Raw genomic sequence first — 20,058 nt, forward strand, 5'->3', positions numbered from 1 at the left:
TTCGACGCTCGGATGCTGGGGTCCATGAGCTGCCGGGTCAGCGGCAGCCTGAGCCCAGGAGCTGAAATGACGCACCCCATCTCACGGCCGGCGCACTTCGACCACGAAGCAGCCGCCGTGATCATCGAACAGCTGAGCATCAGCGACCGCGACGTCACCCGGGAAGCCCAACGGTGGATCACCGGTGAGCGCGGCCCACTTGTCGAGGACCTCGACCAACTCGCCGCCGCCGACCTGACCAACTACGTCACCGAGGCCATCCGGATCGGCGCCCATGCCCTCAGCGTCACGGGGCAAGCTCAGGAGGCCCAAGCCATCGAACGGCTCCTCAAGGACGTCGGCGACAAGACCGCAGACTCCACCGCACGCGCAGCCGAGCTGACCCAGCGGGCAGTGCGCGAAGCATCCGACGTCGTCACGAAGGCGGCCCGCGACGCCAAGACCGCGATCACCGAAGCCGACGTACAGAGCCGCACCGAGTTCACCACCGCCGTGTCAGCGGCGAAGAAGGACCTGCACGACGAGGTGCGCCGCATCTTCGCCGGCGACAACCCGGAACTCCTCGAACGGCTGCGTCCCCTGCTGGACAAGTTCGGCACCGACCTCGGTGCCAAGCTGACCGCCGGCACGACGGAACTCCTCACCACCGCCGCGCAGCAATTCGACGCATCCGACCCGACTTCGCCGATGGCCAAACACGCCGCCGAACTTGCCGCCCGCCAGGCGCAGCTCGCGCAGCAACTGAGCAAGCAGCACACCGAGCTCGCCGGCAAGATCGACGAAGTATCCACGGCACTGCGCGTCCAGGAAGCAAGGACCAGCCTGGCGAAGGTCACGCCGATCAAAGGCGACTCCTACGCCAACCAGCTGCATGCCGTTCTGGCCACGATCGCCTCGGGCCTCGGCGACGACTACAGCGACACCAGCTCGATCCCCGGCAACCTGCCCCGCTGCAAAAAGGGCGACGGCGTGCTCAGCCTCAACGACGGCACCGTGCGTGTCGTCATCGAGATGACCGACTCTTCACGAGCCGGATGGACCGCCTACCTGGAAGACGCCGAACGCAACCGGGACGCAGCAGCGTCGCTCGGACTAGTCCGCACCGCCGACCAGAACAGCGGTCAGACCATCCGGGTCCTCGGCTCCCAGCGGGTCATCCTCGCGTTCGACCCGGCCATCGACGACCCTGACCTGCTGCGCACCGTCATCATGCTCCTGCGGACGACAGCCATCGCGACGTCCGGACGCAAGGGAGTCCAAGAGATCTCCACCGCCGAGGACAAGATCACCGAAGCGCTGACCCACCTCGCGAAGATCGACTCCGTCAAGAAACTCTCCGCCACCATTCAGAAGTCCGCAACGAAGATCGACAGCGAATGCGCGAGCCTGAACGCAGCCATCCAGCGCCTGCTCGACGAAGCACTGATCGCCCTGGACGGAGCGAATGCCGGCGCAGCGCCGAGCGCGGATTCGACAGGCCAGCACGGCGCCGCATGAAACACCGCGCAGCTGGGCGGCCGAAGCTTCGGCCGCCCAGCTCAGTCGCTACACAGCACGTTCCCGCAGATCATCCGGGTACTTCTTCGGTGCAGCGACGATGATTCTCTGGCTCGGTCCGCGTGATCAAACCTGGTTCGGAAGTCTCCGAGCAGCCGTGGAAACCTCAGTCGGCGTTCAAGAGCGGCACGGGTCAACGACCATCGTGTTCGCGGTCCACATCTTGAGGATCGGATGTCACGACAGCTGCCATGTTACGAACCGGAAACGGTCAGTAACGACGCCCATTCCAGAGCGATTCTAGGAACGCTACTGGTCCAATCCAACAGCATTCGGTACTGCAGGCCGAGTGATCCGCGATGACGCTAGCGGCCACAGCGGCCAACTGCATCGCAACCCGCAACCCGCACTCGACGGAACGACAGGCAGGCATCGAAAGCATGGCATTTCAGGGCAAGACCAAGCGGGTGGTCCAGCAGTTCCCGTCGCCGGAGGAGCTGTACCTCAGCGGTGCTCTGTCGCGGACCACGGCCGCTGTCGACTCGCTCTGGTTGCATCAGGGCGACGTCATTCGTGCCTATGCGGAGGGCCATCAGGACACTGCAGACCTAGCGCTGGAGCTGCCGACGGGCACGGGCAAAACGCTGCCCGGCCTGCTCATTGGGGAGTGGGTACGGCGGAAAGCTGCAGGGCCAGTCGTTTACGCGACACCGACCAAGCAGCTCGCGCGTCAGGTCGCGGCGACGGCCGGGCGCGAGGGTGTTCCGGCTGCGCTCCTGACCGGCAGCGCCAGGCAATGGGGTCCGGCGGATGAGGCGTCCGTCGAGGGTGGCGAGGCGATCGGGATTACGACCTACAGCGCTGTCTTCAACAGCAGCCCAAAGCTGCCCGAACCTCGACTGCTGATCTTCGACGACGCCCATGCTGGTGAGCAGTTCGTCGGGAACGAGTACGGCATCTACATCCGTCGCTACGACGACGAGGATGCATACCTCGAGGTGTTGGAGGCGCTGAAGCCGTTCTTGTCCGGGCTCCTCATCCAGCGCCTCGAAGGCGAGCCCGACCCCGGCGCACACCACCAGGTGCGCCTGATCCTACCCGCGGTCGATCAGACGGCTTTGACTGAGCTCGACGCCGCCCTGGCGGGTTTGCCCCAGCCCCACTCGTACAAGCTCGCGATGATCCGGTCTGGTTTGGCAGCCTGCTGTGTCTACCCCTCCTACGGCGGCATCCAGATTCGCCCGATGATCCCACCAACCTACGAGAACCACATCTTCGCTCGCGCCAAGCAGCGCATCTACCTGTCGGCGACGCTCGGCTCGGGCGGCGAGCTAGAGCGAGCATTCGGCCGACCGGAGATCGTGCGGATGCCGCTGCCGACCAAGACGCCTCCGCGCTCCGGTCGGCGGCTGTTTGTCTTCCCGGACCTCGTCAAGGGTGGGGATGCTGTCGGCCTGACCAAGCAGATCATTAGCCTGACCGACAAAGCGCTCGTTCTGAGTCAAGAGACCGTCGCCAACACCGAGACGACAGCCACGGCACTGGCCGGCGATGGCATCCCTGTCAGGGGACGGGACGACCTGGAGCGTGAGGGGCTAGAGTCCTTCGCCGCCGCTCCGACTGGGGTGCTCGGTCTGGCCAACCGCTACGACGGACTCGATCTGCCCGGTGATGCCTGCCGGATTGTTGTCCTCGGCGGTAAGCCGGATGCTGTCGGGCTGCAGGAGCGATTCCTGAGCGAGCGGGCAGAAGCCAACGCCGCCCTCTCCGAGCGCCTTCGGACCCGCATCGTGCAAGGCGCCGGCCGCTGCACCCGCGGCCCGAACGACTACGCCGTGGTGGTCGTGCTCGGTCCGGACATCATGAAGTACTTCTCCCGGCCCGAGAATCTCAAGGCGCTCGAACCAGAGTTGCAGGCCGAGGTCGAGTTCGGTTGGCAAAACAGCAAGGGCGTCGAGCCTTGCGAGATCATTGAGAACGTCGAGATGTTCCTCGAACACAGTGCCGACTGGCGTGAGCAAGGTGAGCCAGCGGTGGCCGAGTTCCGGCAGGACGCCGTCAAGGTTGAGCCACCAGGAACTGACGCTCTCGGCAACGCCGCTGCGCTGGAAGTTCAGGCGTGGCAGCTGGCCTTCGGCGGCGACTGGATTGGCGCTAGCGAGAAGCTTCAGGAAGCGGTGCCCCATGTCGGCCCGGCTGCAACGCGCGGCTACCGTGGCCTGCTGCTGTACCTCGCTGCCGTGTGGTTGCATCTCGGTGCGCAGGACGAGACCCAGCGGTCGCGCGCCCGCCAGCTCGTTCGCGAAGCCGCTCTCGCCGCCGATCGTGGCACCTGGCTCAAGGAGATGCGGGAGCTTCCGGGCGCTGAGGAGATCCCACCCGTCCCGGCGGATATCGAGGCGGTCAACCAGGTCGTCGCCCGCCTGCGCGGCCAACTGAAGCCGAAGCAGATCAACGCTGACCTCATCGAGATGCAGCAAGCACTCGCCCAGAATGAGGCGACCCGGTATGAACGCGGCCTGACGATTCTGGGAGCGCGCCTCGGGGCAGAGGCTTCCAAGCCAAAGGGCCAGGGTCGTTGCGACTCCGCCTGGGTGTGGGGCACCGCCGCGTGGATGACCATTGAGGCCAAGTCAGAGGAGCACGACGATGGCCTGCTTCCGCTCAAGGATGTTCGCCAGGCCAACACCCAACTCGACCAACTGGCCGCGGACCGAGGAATGGATCATCCCCCGGCGGGCAGCCCAGCGATCATCGTGTCGGACAAGTTGTCGGTAGATCCGCAGCACGCACAGGCGGCGAATCCCAATGTCTACCTGGCCTCGACCGGAGTGGTGAAGGAGATCGCCGGCGATGTTGCCGTGGTCTGGGCTGACCTGCTGACGACGGCAGTTGGAATCGCCTCCGAGCAGGCTCAGAGGCAACACGTCCGGTCTGTCATGACCGAGAACGGTTGCCTGCCGAGCCAAGTGATCGATCGGCTCACCCAGAACCGGATCAGGCCCGGTAACTAATCGTGCGACACCCTCCAGCGTCGAACTCTGGTAGTACGATCACTGACCTCTCTACCGGCGGCATCGCTGCGGCTACGCCGTAGCCCTTCCCCGCAGCCTCCCAGCCCGAATACCCTACCCAACTAAAAGTCCCGGCCCCTCAACGCGGGAGATGCCGGGTGCACCGCATACCAGCCCATATCCACCAGATTTGAGCTGGCGAGATGATTACGGAGCTTTACCAACGCTGGTTCCTCTCGTACACCTTTCCGTCTCGTTTGCCGGGCGCAAGGCCATCTGGCAGTCCTGGCCCGCCCCGTCGTTGTCGAGGCTGCTACCCGCCCTCACCCGCGCTTCCGGGATCAGATTGCCTCCAACTTCAACCTCCTGCTGCTGTCGCGGAACATCCACGACCACGCACCGCCCGGCTTCACGGTCACGGAAACGAACCCGGCTGAGGAGATCGACCAAGTGATCACCCGCACCCTCGCCCAGCTAGAGTACAACGCCGACGCCCGCAACCGAGGCGTCGAAGTCCACTACCTCGTTGCTGAACGAAAGCCTTGTGGAGCAATTGCCAAGAGCCGAGGACGAGCTGCGTATGTCGGTGGTGGCCCGTACGCCATTGTTACTCACAAGTAGCACGGCTTGTGGACATCACTGTGGCGACCAGCCTGCCGATTGGGCCAAGATAGCGAAGTGTCCGGGCCTCAGACCGTGGTCCACAAGGTACAAAAATCAAACCCATGAGAGGAACGGCATGCCGTCTGACGAGTATGAGGACATCGACAACCTGGTCGCCGAGTGGCAGTCTCTTACCCGTCGGCTCAGGTACGTCGCAGAACAGACGCGCTGGCTCGCCGCACGGCTGACACCACCCTACGGCAGTGACGTTTCGGGCAATCTCCTCTGGATCGTCAAGGACTTCAGCCGTATTGCGCAAGTCGTGGAGTGGAAAGACTTTGAGAGTTTGATCCTCCGCACCACCGAACTGCACAATCGAGGAACCGACATATTGCATCCAGAACGAGGCCCAGAGCCTGTGCCATCGCCATTCGTGCGAACGATGCCCGCGGAACAGGAAGAAACCGAGGCGAAGCGCGGCGGACGGCAGGTCCGGCATGTCGTTGCGTACGAGAGTCATATCCGGCAGTCGCTCGCGCACTTCGTTGAAGCGTGGACCGCGCTAGTGGACGGCTCCCTGGTTTGCGACTGGGACATGCTCGATGACGAGTTCCCTAAGCTGGAGATTCTGGCCAACGAAGTCGACCGCGCGTATGCGATCTGGGAATCGATATCCCGATAGATACGCGAGAGCCAGGGTTATCACGGGCTTGCCGCGTAAGCCGGTTCCTTGCCCTCAAGAGTGACGCGGCACCACGGCCATATCGACCACCACAGTGCCTGGCCTCGTTCAGCGAAAACGACGCTCACCTCGGCACGCCGCTGATCCAAGAGATCGACAAGGACTGACGAAGTGTCGTATCGGCATTGTGTTGGCAACCCGGTGCTGGCTGGCCGCCTCAACGCCGAAGCACTGCTGATGAGGGACTGGGACTCTCCTCGTCCCCCGCAACCGACCGCGTCAACCCGAGAGTCCAGATGTCCTCGGCCGGGGTCGGCGATCACTCTCGCTTCGCCGCCGCCCGAGCGCTCAAGGCCTACGCCGGATCCGCACCCGTCACCCACGCGTCCGAGCGGTCGATCTCCCTCACCTCCGGCGAATAAAACGACCGCATCGCTGCCGTCGACCGGTTCTGGGCCTTCTTCGCCACCACTCGCAGTGAACCCGCCACTGCAGAAAGCGCCGCGACCACGGCCTGCCACTCCACCGCCCTGCGGCACCTGTTCAACCGCTCGGACGGCTCTGCCACTGCCTCCAAACAGGACAGACCTACGACGAGACCAAGGCTTTCCTCCAGCCAACTGACTCGCCCGGGGGCCCAGTCACTGCTTGACGGCCCCGCGCCCAGCTAGTCAACCAGATCCGCTAGGTGTGCTTGACCAGTCGTCGGTGTCGTCGAAGAGCTTCTCTACGGCCGCGCCGAGCCGTTCCAGCCGAAACCGCAAGCCCGTCAGCAAACGACGCTGCCATGCTGCCGCCCCGCTCGCCAAGCAGTGGGACGCGACGGCCAGCCGCATGTTTACTTCTTGCAGCAGGGCACGGGTTTCCACGGCCCGTCAGCGATCATCCATTCAGTGCGAAGGTTATGCCTCGCTACGGCGGACATGCCGCTTCCCGCGGCACAGAAGTTGGACGCGGGTGAAGTCTTCGACCGTCACGACAAGCGGATGAGCCGGTGTTCGTGACCGTACGACCGTGCTGGGATCGGCGCGCCGGAACCGGATGACGTGTCCCGCTGCGCCGTCCTCCGGGTCGACCAGCAGCTCGCAACTTGTCCAGCGGCCGAAGAACGCGTACCCGCTGTAGCGCGGGTTCTCCAGGATCGACCGCACCGTGCTGCCTTGCCACCCGTCGGCGCGCCGGTGCGGGTTCTGCCGCGGCCGGCACGCCGACGGACAAAGCACGCCATCGCGGTTCAGCCCTGCGGCGATGGTCCGGTCGCCGCTGCCGGCCAGGTACTCGGCGAAAATCCTGCGCACGATCGGCGCGGCGGCCGGGTCGATCCGCAGCACCCGCAGCCGTCCCCCTTCCGCAGCCTTCCGCGGGTTCGGATGCGGCCCGCCGTCGGCCACGACATACCCGCACGGCGCCCGGCCGCCCTCGTGCCGTCCTTCGTTGACGACCTGAGCGTCCATCGCCGCACGCACTCGTGCCTGCACGTGACGGCGCTCGGACTCGCTCATCCCGCCCAGCACGCTCATCAGCACCGCGTGCGACGGATTCTTCGGGTCGTAACGCCCGCCGAGCTCAGGCACCCACGCGTCGACAGCATACGCGGCCAGCCGAGGCGCGACCAACGAGAACTGATTGCCGAACCAGCAGCGCGTGCCTTCCCCCACCACAACGCCGCGCCACCCCCGGCCTGGATTTTTCAACAGGCCGAGCAGCCGTGCGGCCTCGGCGCGGCGGTGCCACGGCACCGACCGGGACTGGTCCACGTCGAAGAACTCGACCACCACCCGACCGCCTAGCGGTTCGACGAATCTGCGAGCCACGCCGAGCTGCCAGGCTCGTGACGTCCGCGGGTCCTGGTTTTCCTCGGTCGAGCAGCGACCGTAGAACGCCACTGGGCCAGCCGTGTCCCGCTCCACCGTCGACTCAGCCGTTCCCCACAGCTCGTCCATGACGCGCCAGGAGTCCTGATCCGTACCAACCATGACACCCTCCGAACAACCGATCCTCGCTGCACCTCATCCGGCTGCTCAACACAAGTGTCCGTCATGAACAGACAGCAGAACGGTCCCAATTCAGCGAAATCCGTTGCGAAGAAGGCCTCGTTTGCACCAAATCGCAACCATTGACAGGCTGCCCAGGCTAATAATTTCCGTAGCGCGCTGATCTCAGCGCCGCGAGAGAACGGCCGCACGGCGGAGCGGCAATTGCGTCGGCAGAGCAGGTTAACGAGCAACAGTTCGCGGCGCTCCAGCGCATCAGCGCGGCCGACGACCTGAGCATGCCGGACGGGACCGCCGAACAGCGGGAGCGCTGGCCGACCGCGGCCTGCCGGAGGTCAGCCAGCGTGGTAGTGGGAGGCGAGATCACCGAGCCCGGCCGCTTCTGCCTGGGACATGGGCACCAAATCCCCAGGGACCCGCGCACGCCGACCCATCTATGCCCGGACAGTCGTCGGCGGGGAGAGTGTCCCGGCGATCGAATTCGGCAAATGCGTGTTACCGGGAGTAATGAGCTGTCGAACGATGCCGCGAGACGGGACGCCTCGCGGCCTGCCGGAGCCACGCTCTGGACAAGGCCTCCGAACCGCGAGACGATCGTACGCACGTGTGCACCGATGCGCATTCATGCCAATTTTGCTGGAGCAGAACTGGAGCAGGGCCACGGTCCCAACGACGCCGAACAGCGTCGAACCGCGCTCAGGTGCGGTCAGCTGCGGCGTTCGTCCTGCGGGTTCTCGATAACCGCGGGTCAGGGACGTGTCCGGCCCATTCTGGCAGCGAGGGGGTCAGCCGCACCGTTCCCGCAGGTCAGGAACATCCGTCTAACGCGATCCCTGCGGCACAGAGCAGCGCCCACAACAAGCGCGACCCACTGGACAACTTGCCGGACGTGCTGGCCCCTAACTGCTTCTGATGGTTTTCGAAGAGTGCAGTTCAGCATCTCATTCCTCATCTCTCTTCACCATTCCCATCAGCACAGGGAAAGAAGGTTTCGAGGGCAATTTCACTAAATTCTCGCATATATATTTCGATCATCGCACTCAAAGACACAAGTCGGCACCCGATCGCGGTTCACCGCACGACGATTGACGTCCGACCGCAGAATCTCCGAACGACGCACGGTCCGCAGCTTCAGCACGCCTCCGGCAATGACTCTTTCAGCGCTGCGACGTTTCGTCCCGCAGCCCGCATTGATCGACTCGACCGCAACGACCTCAACGGCCGACCGCCTGAATCGCGCAGAGTTTAAGTCGAAGCCACGGCACGCGGCAGCAGACCTGCGTGCTCACACCTGGTCCCGGAACTCGATCGTCAACCCGACGCTGCCACAGCCCTGGATGCACGCCTCAAGCGCCGAATCGACATATCGAGCGGGATCAACCGCGCCAAGATCGACAGCGGCCAACCGCAGCGCCGACCCACGGCTTCGAACTGCGACCCTGCAACCGCAGCGGACCACCAGCGACCCCGACAGCCGACCGCTTGGACGACTGTCAAAATCGACACTAAATCGCCCCTACTTGCGGGTAGCAAAAAAGCCCAGGTCACTGACCTGGGCTTTGCTCCCCCGCTTGGACTCGAACCAAGAACCCTCCGGTTAACAGCCGAATGCTCTGCCAGTTGAGCTACAGGGGATCGTGCTTCGCCGGTCCGGATCTCTCCGGGCTGACAGGAAGAACTTTAGCCCATGCCGTTCCGCCCTCGCACAGGGGGGGTGGGTTTCCGGCGGCTCCGCACGGAAGCCGGTTGTGTTGGACAATGGACAGTCGGAAGTCCTGCGGAGAGAGGTGTGGCCGTCGATGAAGAAGTTCCTGCTGGGCGTGGGCCTGGGGTACGTGCTGGGCACCAGGGCCGGCCGGGGACGGTACGAGCAGATCGTGCGCACCTACCGCAGGCTGGCCGACCATCCGATGGTCCAGGGGGCCGCCGGGGTGGCGCGGGCGAAGCTCGGCGAGAAGTTCGGGCGCGGGAACCGCTGAGAGAAACCCCAGCTCAGGACGGTTTTCGCCAGGTAAGCGAGTACCGGCGGAGCACGTGTCGGCGGTACCGCACCCCGGGCAGCAGCCGTTGCGCGGCCGTGCGTACTTCGCGGTAGCTCATCCGCGGCTGCCTCTCCGGCATGCCGTCCGGGCCGTGGGCGCGGCGGACCGTCTTCACCACGCGCACGAGCGGGGCGGCCGCGAGCGTCGCTGCTCGGTCCGTGACGTTCGCGTCGCGGGCCAGGCCGACCACGACCAGCGCGCCTCCTGGGTTCAGCAGGTCCCGCATCCGGGTGAGGGCGGCTTCGAAGTCCAGGTGGTGGATGGTCGCCACCGAGCAGATGAAGTCGTAGGCGCCGAGGTCGGCGGCGAGGAAGTCTCCCTCGACGAACCTGTCACCCGACAGCGAACGGGCCTGAGCGACCATCTCCGGGGACTTGTCGATCCCGGTGACCGAAGGCACCACGGAAGCCAGTTTCCGCACCAGCAGGCCGTCTCCGCAGCCGACGTCCAGCGCGGTCGAGCATCCGCCGGGCACCGCACGAAGGATGCCCGGGTGGCGGGCGACGTTCGTGTTCCAGTACGACATCAGCCGGGGATCGTGGCGACGAAGAAGATCCGCCGGAATTCGAACCAGGTGGTGCCGTCCGGGCGCGGCGGGTAGGCCTCGTCCAGCAGCGGGGCGAGGTCGTCTTGGAAGGCGGCCCAGTCCTCGTCGCCCAGTGCGGCGCGGATCGGGCGGAGGGCGGTTCCGGTGATCCACTCCAGCACCGCGCGCGAGCCCGAAAGTCGTTGCACGTACGTGGTTTCCCAGGCGTCGACCAGGCAACCGGCGTCCGCGAGGAGGTTCGCGTAGTCGCGCGGCTCGCCGACGGCGTCTTCGGCTCGCAAAGACACCGACGAGAGGCGCGACGACCACTCCGGAGAGGCCGCCAGCTGACGGCTCAGGGCGTGCGAAGGGGCCGAGAAGTTGCCGGGGACCTGCACCGCCAGCACGGCGCCGGCGGGAAGTTCCGCGGCCCAGCGGCGCAGCAGGTCCTCGTGCCCGGGCACCCACTGCAGGACGGCGTTCGAGACGACCACGTCGGTGTCCGGTTTCGGCGTCCACGTCCGGACGTCGCCGACCTCGGCGGCCACCCCGCGCTCCCGGGCCGCGGCGACCATCTCCGGCGAGCTGTCCATCGCCTCCAGGACCGCGTCCGGCCAGCGGAGCGCCAGGTCCAGGGTCAGGGTGCCGGGGCCGCAGCCCAGGTCGACCACCCGACGAGGGGAAGCCGCCGAGATTCGCCCGATCAGGTCATAGAACGGCCGGCCCCGCAGGTCGGAATAGTCGAGGTACTTCGCCGGATCCCACACGAGCAGCCTCCCGCCAGTAACAGTACATCCGTACTGAGTACGAGCGTACTGCTACTCCGCGCGCTTGGCCAGCTTCTCCGCGACCTCCGCCGCGACCGCCTCGACCAGCTCCGGGTCGGTGCCCGGATCGGGACGGACCTGCAGCTCCACCCCGTCGCGACCGGGGACCTTGCGCTGGACGAACCACGCGCCGCCCTCGGGGAACTCGTGCCGGTGCCGTCCCCGGACCGAACCGTCGACGCGCAGGCGCACCTGCTGCGGCACCTTCCCCGGCCGCGGCAGCCGGAAGCGCACGGGCTCGCGGTCGGCCAGCACCGCGACCGCGCCGGCCCGCCCGGTCTCCTCCGATTCGGTCAGCGTGAACACGCCGTCGCCCCAGGTCGCCTTGCCCACCAGGTGCCAGCCGACGCGTCGCGCGCCGTCGCCGGTCGGGATCCACAGGCCCAGCGACGTCACCACGAGATGCCCGCCGCCCTCGACCTCGGCCGCGGCGACCGGGTCCTCGCCCTCGTCCAGCTTGCCGGGGAAACCCGGGGGCAGGCCGCCGCCGAAGAACCGGTTCAGCAGTCCCACGTCACTCCCACCCGCTCGCCGCCTGCTCGCGCAGCGACTTCCGGTACTGCTCCAGCGCGACCAGGTCGCCGAACAGGGCCCGGTAGTCGTCCGGGGCCTCGACCGGCGACAGCCGCTGCAGCTTCGATTTGATCTCGCCGATCTGCCTGCCGACGAGGTTCTCCTGCACGCCCGCGAGGACGCCGGAGATGTAGCGCGAGTCCACTTCTCCCAAGGCGCGCAACGGTTCCACCGCCAGTTCGCTGAGCACGCGGCGGACCGTCCCTTCCGGACAGTGCGCCGACGCGGCGTCCAGCAGCGCGGGCCCGGTGAGCCCGGAAGCCGCCCCGCCCGCCTTCAGCACGGCCAGGTGCACCGCGACGTACACCGGGTGCGTGAACGCTTCTTCCGGCAGCGAGTCGTACTCCGGACCGGCGATCGCGGGCTGCTGCAGCGCGGCCTTGAGCGCTTCGCGCTGCCCGACGAACCGCGGGTCGTTCGGCGCGGGACGCGGCAGATCCTGCTTCTCCGGCTCGGGCGCGGGGGCCTCCTGCCGGGCCGCGGACCGCCTCGGCTGCACTTCGACCGGCCCCCGCCGTGCCGCCGCGCCGGCCGCGCCTCGCACCCGGTTGACCACCTGCGCGACGTCCTGCCAGCCGACCCACCAGGCGAGCTTCGACGCGTATCCGTCCCGGCTCGCCCGGTCCTTGATCGCGGCGACCATCGGCACGGTCTTCTGCAGCGCGGCGACCTGGCCGTCGACCGAATCCAGGTCGAACTGCTTCAGCATGCTCTTGATCACGAACTCGAACAGCGGCGTGCGCCGGGCCACCAGGTCGCGCACCGCGGCGTCGCCCTTCGCGATGCGCAGCTCGCACGGGTCCATCCCGTCCGGCGCGACCGCGATGTAGGTCTGCCCGGCGAAGGTCTGGTCGCCCTCGAACGCCTTGAGCGCCGCCTTCTGCCCCGCCTCGTCGCCGTCGAAGGTGAAGATCACTTCGCCGCGGAAGGCGTCGTCGTCCATCATCAGCCGGCGCAGGACCTTCATGTGGTCCTCGCCGAACGCGGTGCCCGACGACGCGACCGCCGTCGGCACGCCCGCCGCGTGCATCGCCATCACGTCGGTGTAGCCCTCGACCACCACGACCTGGTGCCGTTTCGCGATCTCCCGCTTGGCCTGGTCGAGGCCGAACATGACGTGCGACTTCTTGTAGATCGGCGTTTCGGAGGTGTTGAGGTACTTCGCCGAGATCCGGTCGTCGTCGAACAGCCGCCGCGCGCCGAAGCCGACCACGTCGTTGCCGACGTCGCGGATCGGCCACACCAGCCGCCGGTGGAACCGGTCGATCGGACCGCGCTGGCCCTCCTTCGACAGGCCGGACGCGATCAGCTCCTTCACCTCGAACCCGCGGTTGAGCAGGTGCTTGGTGAGCTTGTCCCAGCCGCCGGGCGCGAACCCGCAGCCGAACTGCTTGGCCGCGGCGGCGTCGAACCCGCGCTCGGTGAGGAAGTCCCGCGCCGCGCGCGCCTCGTCGGTGCCCAGCTGCTCGACGTAGAACTCGGCCGCCGCGCGGTGCGCCTCGATCAGCCGGGACCGCGTGCCCCGGTCGCGCTGCACCGACGCGCCGCCGCCCTCGTAGGTCAGCCGGATCCCGACCCGGTCGGCGAGCCGCTCGACCGCCTCGACGAACGACACGAGGTCGATCTTCTGAATGAACTTGATGACGTCGCCGCCCTCGCCACAGCCGAAGCAGTGGAAGGTCCCGTGAGTGGGGCGCACGTTGAACGACGGGGTCTTCTCGTCGTGGAACGGGCACAGGCCCTTCAGGCTGCCCCCGCCGGCGCGGCGCAGCGCGACGTACTCCCCCACGACCTCGTCGATCCGGTTGCGCTCACGCACCTCCGCGATATCGCTCTCCCGAATCCGTCCTGCCACGCGACCACAATAGTTCTCCCTCCCGCCGCGCCGTGCGGCACACTCGGGACATGAGCACCACGACCGCGCTGGAGGACCTCGCCGCCGAGTTCGACGCCCACCGGCCGCACCTGATCGCCGCGGCCTACCGGCTCACCGGCACCCGCGCGGACGCCGAGGACGCGGCGCAGGAGGCCTGGCTGCGGCTGTCCGGGCTCGACGACGCGGGCCGCGCCGGGATCCGCGACCTGCGCGGCTGGCTGACCGCCGTGGTCGGCCGGATCTGCCTCGACCGGCTGCGGTCGGCGGCGGTGCGGCGCGAGAAGTACGTGGGCGAATGGCTGCCCGAGCCGATCGTGACGCCGCTCGGCGCGCCAGCCAGCGAGGATCCGCTCGAGGCCGCGGTGCGCGACGACGGCCTGCGCATGGCCGCGATGGTGGTGCTCGACCGGCTGACCCCCGAGCAGCGCGTGGCGTTCGTGCTGCACGACGCGTTCGCGGTGCCCTTCGCCGAAATCGCCGACGCACTGGGCTGCAGCCCGGCGGCCGCGCGCCAGCACGCCTCCCGCGGCCGCCGCGCGGTCGAGGACGCCGACCCGCCCGCCCGGCTCGAACTGGCGCAGCAGCAGCCGGTGCTGGAGAAGTTCGTCGTCGCGCTGCTGGCGGGAGACATCCGCGCGGTCACCGAACTGCTGCACCCGGACGTGGTCATGATCGGCGATTCCGACGGCCGCTCGCGCACGAGCCGCCGGATGATCGTCGGGCCGGACAAGGTCGCCCGCTTCGTGCTCGGGGTGCTGGCGAAATACGCGCCGGGCACGATGGAGAACGGGCGGCCGGTGCTCGTCAACGGCGACCTCGGCCTGTGGCTGCCGGGGCTGCCCGCGGTCGACGGCTACCTGGCCCTGGACGAGCGCGTCCAGACGTTCAGCGTGCGCGACGGCCGCATCGTCGGCGTGTACGACCAGGTCAACCCGGAGAAGCTCACCGGAATCAGGCGGCCGGAGCAGTAGTCCGTGAAGGGCTCCTTGAAGGAATCAGATTCCCTCAAGGAGCCCTTCACGGACCTTTCCGGAGTCAGGGGATCGGGACCCGGCAGGCGTCGCCGGACGTGAAGCCCTGGTCCACGATCCCGAGCGCGCTGTTCATCCGCGCCCGCGAGTTCTCCAGGCCGATCTGGTAGGTCAGCTCGACCACGCCCTTCTCGCCGAATTCGGCGACCAGCTCAGCGATCTGCTCGTCGGTGACCGTGACGGTCGGCCCGGACATCGCGTCCGCGAGCGCCAGCGCCAGCCGCTCCTGGCGGGTGAACAGCGGCGACGTCGCGTACTCGTCGATGTGCTTGAGCCGGTCGATGTCGAGGCCGTCGTGCCGCTGCAGCATGGTGCCGAAATCGACGCACCACGAGCAGCCGATCTTCGTGGCGACGCGGTAGACCGCGAGTTCCCGCACGTTGGCGGGCAGGTGCTTCGACGCCTTCTCCGCCATCAGCTCGTGCGCGATGCTGGTCCGCAGCAGCCCGCGGTGGTGCGCCACGACGGCCATCGGCTCCGGCACCGCGCCGTACCGCTTGCCGGCGATCCGGTAGAAGAGCTTCAGCACCGGGCCGCCGTCCGCGGCTCGTTTGACCGGGATACGAGGCATGTCGGGTCCTCCTTCTGAGTGGTTCGCAGGAGGAACGGGACAGCCGCGCGAGATGTGACAGCGTCAGCGGCGCGCGGTGATCGGGCGCACATCCCAGATCCACACGCCGTCCACGTACTGCCCGGGTTTGCGCAGCAGAAGGTCGACGGTCGCGCGATAGGCGTCGCTGTGCTCGCGCGGGATCAGCACGAGGACGCTGGCGTTCCAGTAGCGCAGGTCCTCGATCGCCTGGTCCCGGTCGGCGTCGGTGATCTCCTGTGCCTGCTTGGAGTCGCGGACCCGGTCGAACAGCATCGAGGTCGGCCGCTGGTAGGAGCCGTAGCGGCCGCGTTTGTCGTCCGGGCCCTGCGGTCCGACGAAGTAGCCCTCGGGCATCGCGTACCGCAGGCCGGCGTCCATCTGCCAGTGCAGCGGCTCCGACTCCCCCGAACTCGGCAGCGGCACCGGCACGACGGTTCCGCCGGGCGCGACGTAGGTCTGCCAGGTGCCGTCGGCGAAGAACGCGGGCGTCGGCGGACGTTTCTGCACGAGCAGCTGCGTCGGCGCGATCGGCAGCAGCACGGCCGCGACCGCGCCGAGCCAGATCAGCCGCACCGGCAGCTTCAGGTCGCCCTTTTCCGCCGCGGAAAACACGCGGTCGGTCGCGATCGCCAGCAGCGCGCCGATCGCGGGCACGCACGCCATGGCCAGCCGCGATTCCAGCAGCGATTCGAACAACGGCAGGTCCGCCAGGAGTTTCCACGGACCGGGCACGCCGGTGTTCTCGTGCAGCACGGTGATTTCGGAGCCGAGCGAAAGCCACGCCATCAGGAACATCGAGATCGCCAGCGAACGGGCCACGACCTCGCGCCACAGCCACACCGTGACCACGACCATCAACACGATCAGCGGCCAGCCGAAGAACGCGTTCTCCTCGGTGCGGTTCAGCGACACCGCGGCCGCCGCCTCCGGCTGCCCGGACACCGACTGGGTCGCGAACCGGGTCATCGCGGCGGTGTCGTTGCCGACCTGGCCGTGCTCGAGCCCGGTGTAGCTGTCCGGGCCGAAGAACTGCCACCATAACGGGAACGCGACGACCACCAGCGTCAGCGCCACCGCGATGCCGCCGCCCAGCAGCACCGGCCGCACCATCGCCTTGACCTCGCGCCGCCGCGAAACGCAGTAGGCGACCGCGAAAATCAGGAAGCCGAGAGCGAAGATCAGCAGCGGCTCTTCGCCGAGGAAAATCTGGTACGCGGTGAGCACGCCGAGCCAGATCCCGTTGCGCACCGGCCGCTGCCCCTGCGCCAGCTGGATCACCTTGAGCGCGATGAACGGCAGCAGGAACCACGCGACGAAGTTCGGATGCGCGTTGGCGTGCGAGATCATCGGCGGCGCGAATCCGGCGAACGCGCCGCCGATCGCCGCGGACACGCGGTGCCGCACGAGGTGCCGCGAGAACACCCAGTACCAGGCCGCCGCGCTGCCGGCGAGACTGCCGGTGAGCACGATCGCCCAGGTGACGGTGGGGCCGAAGGCGAGCGTGATCGGGGTGAGCGGGACGCCGACGCCCAGCATGGCCGTGTTGGCCATCATGTTCACGCCGAGCGGGTAGTTCTGCAGGCCGCTGGTGAGCGGGTTTTCCAGGTGCTGCACCGATTTCGCGGTGACCGCGAAGAACCATTCCCACAGGTTCTGGTCCGACGCGCTGTTCCACAGGTAGCCCTGTCCGAGGTCGGCCCACAGGCCGCCGAACAGGAGGACCGAGAACGCCAGGTACGCGCCGATGATCCCGGCGTCGGCCCAGGACCGGCGCATCCGCGGTTCGGCGGCGGCGCTCGCGGCCGCGGCGGGTTCGCGAGGCGGTGCTTCGGGTTTCGCCTGGGGACTGCCTTCGCGGTTCGTTTCGGGGTTCGCTTCGGGCCGGAACACGCTCACGCGGGGCGCACCACCCGGGCGAAGAAGTACACCGCGCCGGTCTCGGCGTGGCGAACGAGCAGCAGGAACGGCCGGTCGACCCGGACTTCGAGCGGTTCGCCGGAGATGAGCGACATCGTGCGCATCTGGATCGCGGTGGCGGCCGCGCCTTCGAGACCTTGTTCGTCCAGGCGGAGCACGGCCTGGTGCAGGATGCTGTCCACCCACAGCGGACGGTCCGGCGTGAGCCCGGTGAGATCCGCGTCGTCGGTGAACAGCTCGCGCACGCCGAGGCCCTGCAACGCCCGTTCGAGGTCGGCGCGCACGTCGAGGGAGATTTTGGGCAGCGCCAGCCTGATTTTGTGCTGCTTCGGGCTTTCCACGAGCGCGCGCAACGACTGCGCGTCGAGCGCGGCTTCGGCGCTTTCGAGGTCGCCGTCCGGCAGCAGGATCACCGTCTCGACGCCGCCCTCGGCCGCCAGCCGGACGACCTGCCAGCCGTTTTCGTGCGCGTAGCCGACGGATTCGTCCAGGTGCATCGTCGGCACCGGACGCACGCCGTCGGGGGTGTGGAAGTCGGCATCCGCGGTGGCGTGTTCGGGGAACGGACGCCGCCAGGCAGTTTTCAGGTAGAGCGCGTTGACCAGGCTGGCGCGCGTATGCGGGTGGATCGCGCCCTCGGGCAGCAACTCCGGGATCAGGCCGTGAGTGGTCTGGTCCACGTCGTCGTTGATCCGCCGGCGCGCGCCCTCGGGATCGGTCTCGAACGGCACGGTCTCGGCTTTGCCGCCGGGCCAGCGCACGAGTGCGGCCTGGAAGTTGTCCTCGACGGTGATCCCGTCCGCGGCCCAGAGCGTGTTCGCGACGGCCAGCTGGGCACCGTCGCCCAGCTCAGCGGCGGCGTGGAGCAGCCCGCTCTGATCGCGCCCGAGCACGGCGGCCAGCTCTTCCGCGGTGCGCCCGCGGGCGGCCTGTTCGGCCAGGCCGAGCGCGCTCGCCGCCGAGTAGGGCGAGAAGCACGCGTCGCTTCCCGGGGGCGCGGTCGCACCGTGCAACGCCAGGGTGAAGGTGAGGTGGCTGTCCAGGGCCATGCGGCGACCGTACCGGAACGGGTGGTCCCCCGGCTCCCGGTTCGCCAGGCGGCGTCGTTCCGTGCTGTTCCGTGCTGTCCGGGGTGCCAAATTTCGCACCTCGCCGGCCGCCGGACAGCACAACTCCACGCCGTACCCCGCGGCTCACGGTTCGTCAGGCGACGCCGTTGCGCGCCGTCCGGGGTCTCACAGCTCCGGACCTCGCCGGTCACCAGACGCCACCGCTCCACACCACCCATCGCGCCAGATTCCACGCCAAGCAGCACCGCCACGCTTCACGCCGTGGCTGACAGGTTCGCCAGGCGAACGCTGTTGCGCGACGTCCGACCTCCCACGGTTCCGGTCCTCACCGACCGCCGGACAGCTCCTCCCCACACCTCCCGGAGCGTCAGCATCGCGCCGTTCAGCAGACGGCACCGGCTCCGCGGCTCACGGTTCGCCAGGCGGAGCCGTTCCGTGGCGGCCGGTGTGCCAGCGGTGCCATTCGTACGCCTGCGCGTCGGTGAGGGACGCCACCTGGTCCACCACCACGCGCAGCCGCGCCGCGTCGTCGGCTGCGGCATTCCACGCGGGTACCAGCAGCGGGTCCAGTGCTTCGGGCGCTCGCCGGCAGAGGGCCGCCACCAGCTCGGTGATCACCTCTCGCTGCCCGTCCTGCATTGCCAGCCGGCGGCGGTCGCTCATCACGTACCGCAGCGCCAGTGCCTTGAGCAGCGCCACCTCCGCCCCGACCTGTTCCGGCACCGCCAGCCGGGCGGCGTAGCGGGTGAGCGGGCCCTCTCCGTAGCCCGCTCGGGTGCCGGTGACCGCGGCCGACGCGAACCGACCGACCAGTTCGCTCGTGAGCCGCTTCAGCGCGACCTGGGCCCGCAGCGAACCGTCCGGTTCCGCGTGTACCAGTTCGGCTACCACCGGCAGGTCGAGCAGCTCCTTCGCCGCACCCTCCAAAGTGGACACCGACAGCGTGGAGAAGTGCCGCGCCGCCGCTTCGGCGACTGCCGCGCGTTCCTCCGGATCGGCCAGCAGCCGCAACCGGATCCGCCCGGCCAGCACGCCGTCCTCGACGTCGTGGACCGAATACGCGACGTCGTCCGACCAGTCCATGATCTGCGCTTCCAGGCACCGGCGCAGGCCGGGCGCGCCCTCGCGGATCCAGCCGAACACGGGCAGGTCGTCCGGGTACACGCCGTATTTCGGCTCCCCGGACCGGCGCGGCCACGGATACTTCGTGGTGGCGTCGAGACACGCCCGGGTGAGGTTGAGCCCGGCCGTCGCGCCGTCGGGGCCGACCGCCTTGGGCTCGAGCCTCGTGAGGATGCGCAACGTCTGCGCGTTGCCCTCGAAGCCGCCGCACGCCTGGGCCGCCTGGTCGAGCGCGCGTTCGCCGTTGTGGCCGAACGGCGGGTGGCCGATGTCGTGCGCCAGGCCCGCGGTGTCGACCAGGTCCGGGTCCGCGCCCAGCTCCTCGGCGATGCCGCGGCCGATCTGCGCGACCTCCAGCGAATGCGTGAGCCGGGTCCGCGGCGCGCCGCTGACCTCCGCGCCCTCGCCCGGGCCGACCACCTGCGTTTTGCCCGCCAGCCGGCGCAGCGCGGCGGAATGCAGCACGCGCGCGCGGTCGCGGGCGAACGCGCTGCGCCCGTCGGGCCGCGCACCGGCCAGCGCCGCGCCCTTGGGTTCCTCGGCCAGCACGCGGGCGCGGTCGTGCTCGCGGTAGCCGTCACTCACCCCGCCAGCTTAGGCCGACCCCCGCACGGCAGGTGACCGTTGCCACGAAAGCCATTCGGCCGTGGCTGTGGTCGGATCAGCAACGATCGGCACAGTGGCGCGGGGAC

The 20,058-nt window shown here is 68.2% G+C and carries 14 protein-coding genes and 1 tRNA gene; 5 read left to right on the forward strand and 10 right to left on the reverse strand.

Annotated features, from left to right (window positions below; all coding sequences use genetic code 11):
* Positions 1 to 24 precede the first annotated feature (24 nt).
* From CU254_RS26255 to CU254_RS26265, 3 genes are all read left to right on the forward strand, one after another.
* Positions 25 to 1,497, forward strand: coding sequence for a Fis family transcriptional regulator (locus CU254_RS26255; protein WP_199785988.1), 1,473 nt, complete (start codon positions 25 to 27; stop codon positions 1,495 to 1,497).
* A gap of 359 nt (positions 1,498 to 1,856) precedes the next feature.
* The gene (locus tag CU254_RS26260) at positions 1,857 to 4,511 is read left to right on the forward strand and encodes a DEAD/DEAH box helicase (protein WP_158688097.1); all 2,655 of its coding nucleotides are present in this window, start codon (positions 1,857 to 1,859) and stop codon (positions 4,509 to 4,511) included.
* A gap of 739 nt (positions 4,512 to 5,250) precedes the next feature.
* On the forward strand, positions 5,251 to 5,796 hold the full coding sequence (locus CU254_RS26265) for a hypothetical protein (RefSeq protein ID WP_009080912.1): 546 nt from the start codon (positions 5,251 to 5,253) through the stop codon (positions 5,794 to 5,796).
* Positions 5,797 to 6,698: 902 nt separating this feature from the next.
* Here CU254_RS26265 and CU254_RS26270 read toward each other — a convergent pair.
* Complete coding sequence (locus CU254_RS26270; RefSeq protein WP_009080916.1) at positions 6,699 to 7,772, reverse strand: recombinase family protein; 1,074 nt, start codon at positions 7,770 to 7,772, stop codon at positions 6,699 to 6,701.
* Positions 7,773 to 9,352: 1,580 nt separating this feature from the next.
* Positions 9,353 to 9,425 (reverse strand) — tRNA-Asn (locus CU254_RS26275).
* A 164-nt stretch (positions 9,426 to 9,589) separates the two neighbouring features.
* On the opposite strand from CU254_RS26275, the gene CU254_RS26280 reads away from it, so the two are divergent.
* A complete protein-coding gene (locus CU254_RS26280; RefSeq protein ID WP_037717996.1) occupies positions 9,590 to 9,769 on the forward strand; it encodes a hypothetical protein in 180 nt (59 codons plus the stop codon).
* A 13-nt stretch (positions 9,770 to 9,782) separates the two neighbouring features.
* Here the strand turns inward: CU254_RS26280 and CU254_RS26285 are convergent, their stop codons facing one another.
* From CU254_RS26285 to dnaG, 4 genes are read right to left on the reverse strand one after another with little or no spacing between them, the layout of a single operon-like run.
* Positions 9,783 to 10,358, reverse strand: a complete 576-nt coding sequence (locus CU254_RS26285) for a trans-aconitate 2-methyltransferase (protein WP_037714895.1) — start codon at positions 10,356 to 10,358, stop codon at positions 9,783 to 9,785.
* Positions 10,358 to 11,125 carry a trans-aconitate 2-methyltransferase gene (locus CU254_RS26290; RefSeq protein ID WP_037714898.1) on the reverse strand — a complete coding sequence of 256 codons (768 nt, stop codon included), beginning with the start codon at positions 11,123 to 11,125 and terminating at the stop codon, positions 10,358 to 10,360. Before CU254_RS26290 ends, CU254_RS26285 begins: the two co-directional genes overlap by 1 nt.
* Positions 11,126 to 11,176: 51 nt before the next feature.
* A complete protein-coding gene (locus CU254_RS26295; protein ID WP_009080921.1) occupies positions 11,177 to 11,698 on the reverse strand; it encodes a hypothetical protein in 522 nt (173 codons plus the stop codon).
* A 1-nt stretch (position 11,699) separates the two neighbouring features.
* Positions 11,700 to 13,613: a DNA primase gene (gene dnaG, locus CU254_RS26300; RefSeq protein WP_009080922.1), complete on the reverse strand. Its 1,914-nt coding sequence runs from the start codon at positions 13,611 to 13,613 to the stop codon at positions 11,700 to 11,702.
* Positions 13,614 to 13,663: 50 nt separating this feature from the next.
* Between dnaG and sigJ the strand changes: the two genes are divergently transcribed.
* Positions 13,664 to 14,605 (forward strand): RNA polymerase sigma factor SigJ, encoded by a 942-nt coding sequence (gene sigJ, locus CU254_RS26305; RefSeq protein ID WP_037714899.1) that lies wholly within the window; start codon positions 13,664 to 13,666, stop codon positions 14,603 to 14,605.
* A gap of 64 nt (positions 14,606 to 14,669) precedes the next feature.
* Here sigJ and CU254_RS26310 read toward each other — a convergent pair whose 3' ends face one another.
* From CU254_RS26310 to CU254_RS26325, 4 genes are all read right to left on the reverse strand, one after another.
* A complete protein-coding gene (locus CU254_RS26310; RefSeq protein ID WP_009080924.1) occupies positions 14,670 to 15,236 on the reverse strand; it encodes a carboxymuconolactone decarboxylase family protein in 567 nt (188 codons plus the stop codon).
* Between the two features lie 63 nt (positions 15,237 to 15,299).
* Complete coding sequence (locus tag CU254_RS26315) at positions 15,300 to 17,033, reverse strand: glycosyl transferase (protein ID WP_369871186.1); 1,734 nt, start codon at positions 17,031 to 17,033, stop codon at positions 15,300 to 15,302.
* Between the two features lie 116 nt (positions 17,034 to 17,149).
* Positions 17,150 to 18,223, reverse strand: coding sequence for a serpin family protein (locus CU254_RS26320; protein ID WP_009080926.1), 1,074 nt, complete (start codon positions 18,221 to 18,223; stop codon positions 17,150 to 17,152).
* A gap of 429 nt (positions 18,224 to 18,652) precedes the next feature.
* Positions 18,653 to 19,951: a deoxyguanosinetriphosphate triphosphohydrolase gene (locus tag CU254_RS26325; protein ID WP_009080929.1), complete on the reverse strand. Its 1,299-nt coding sequence runs from the start codon at positions 19,949 to 19,951 to the stop codon at positions 18,653 to 18,655.
* Between the last annotated feature and the right edge of the window lie 107 nt (positions 19,952 to 20,058).

This window comes from Amycolatopsis sp. AA4 (assembly GCF_002796545.1).
Taxonomy (GTDB): domain Bacteria; phylum Actinomycetota; class Actinomycetes; order Mycobacteriales; family Pseudonocardiaceae; genus Amycolatopsis.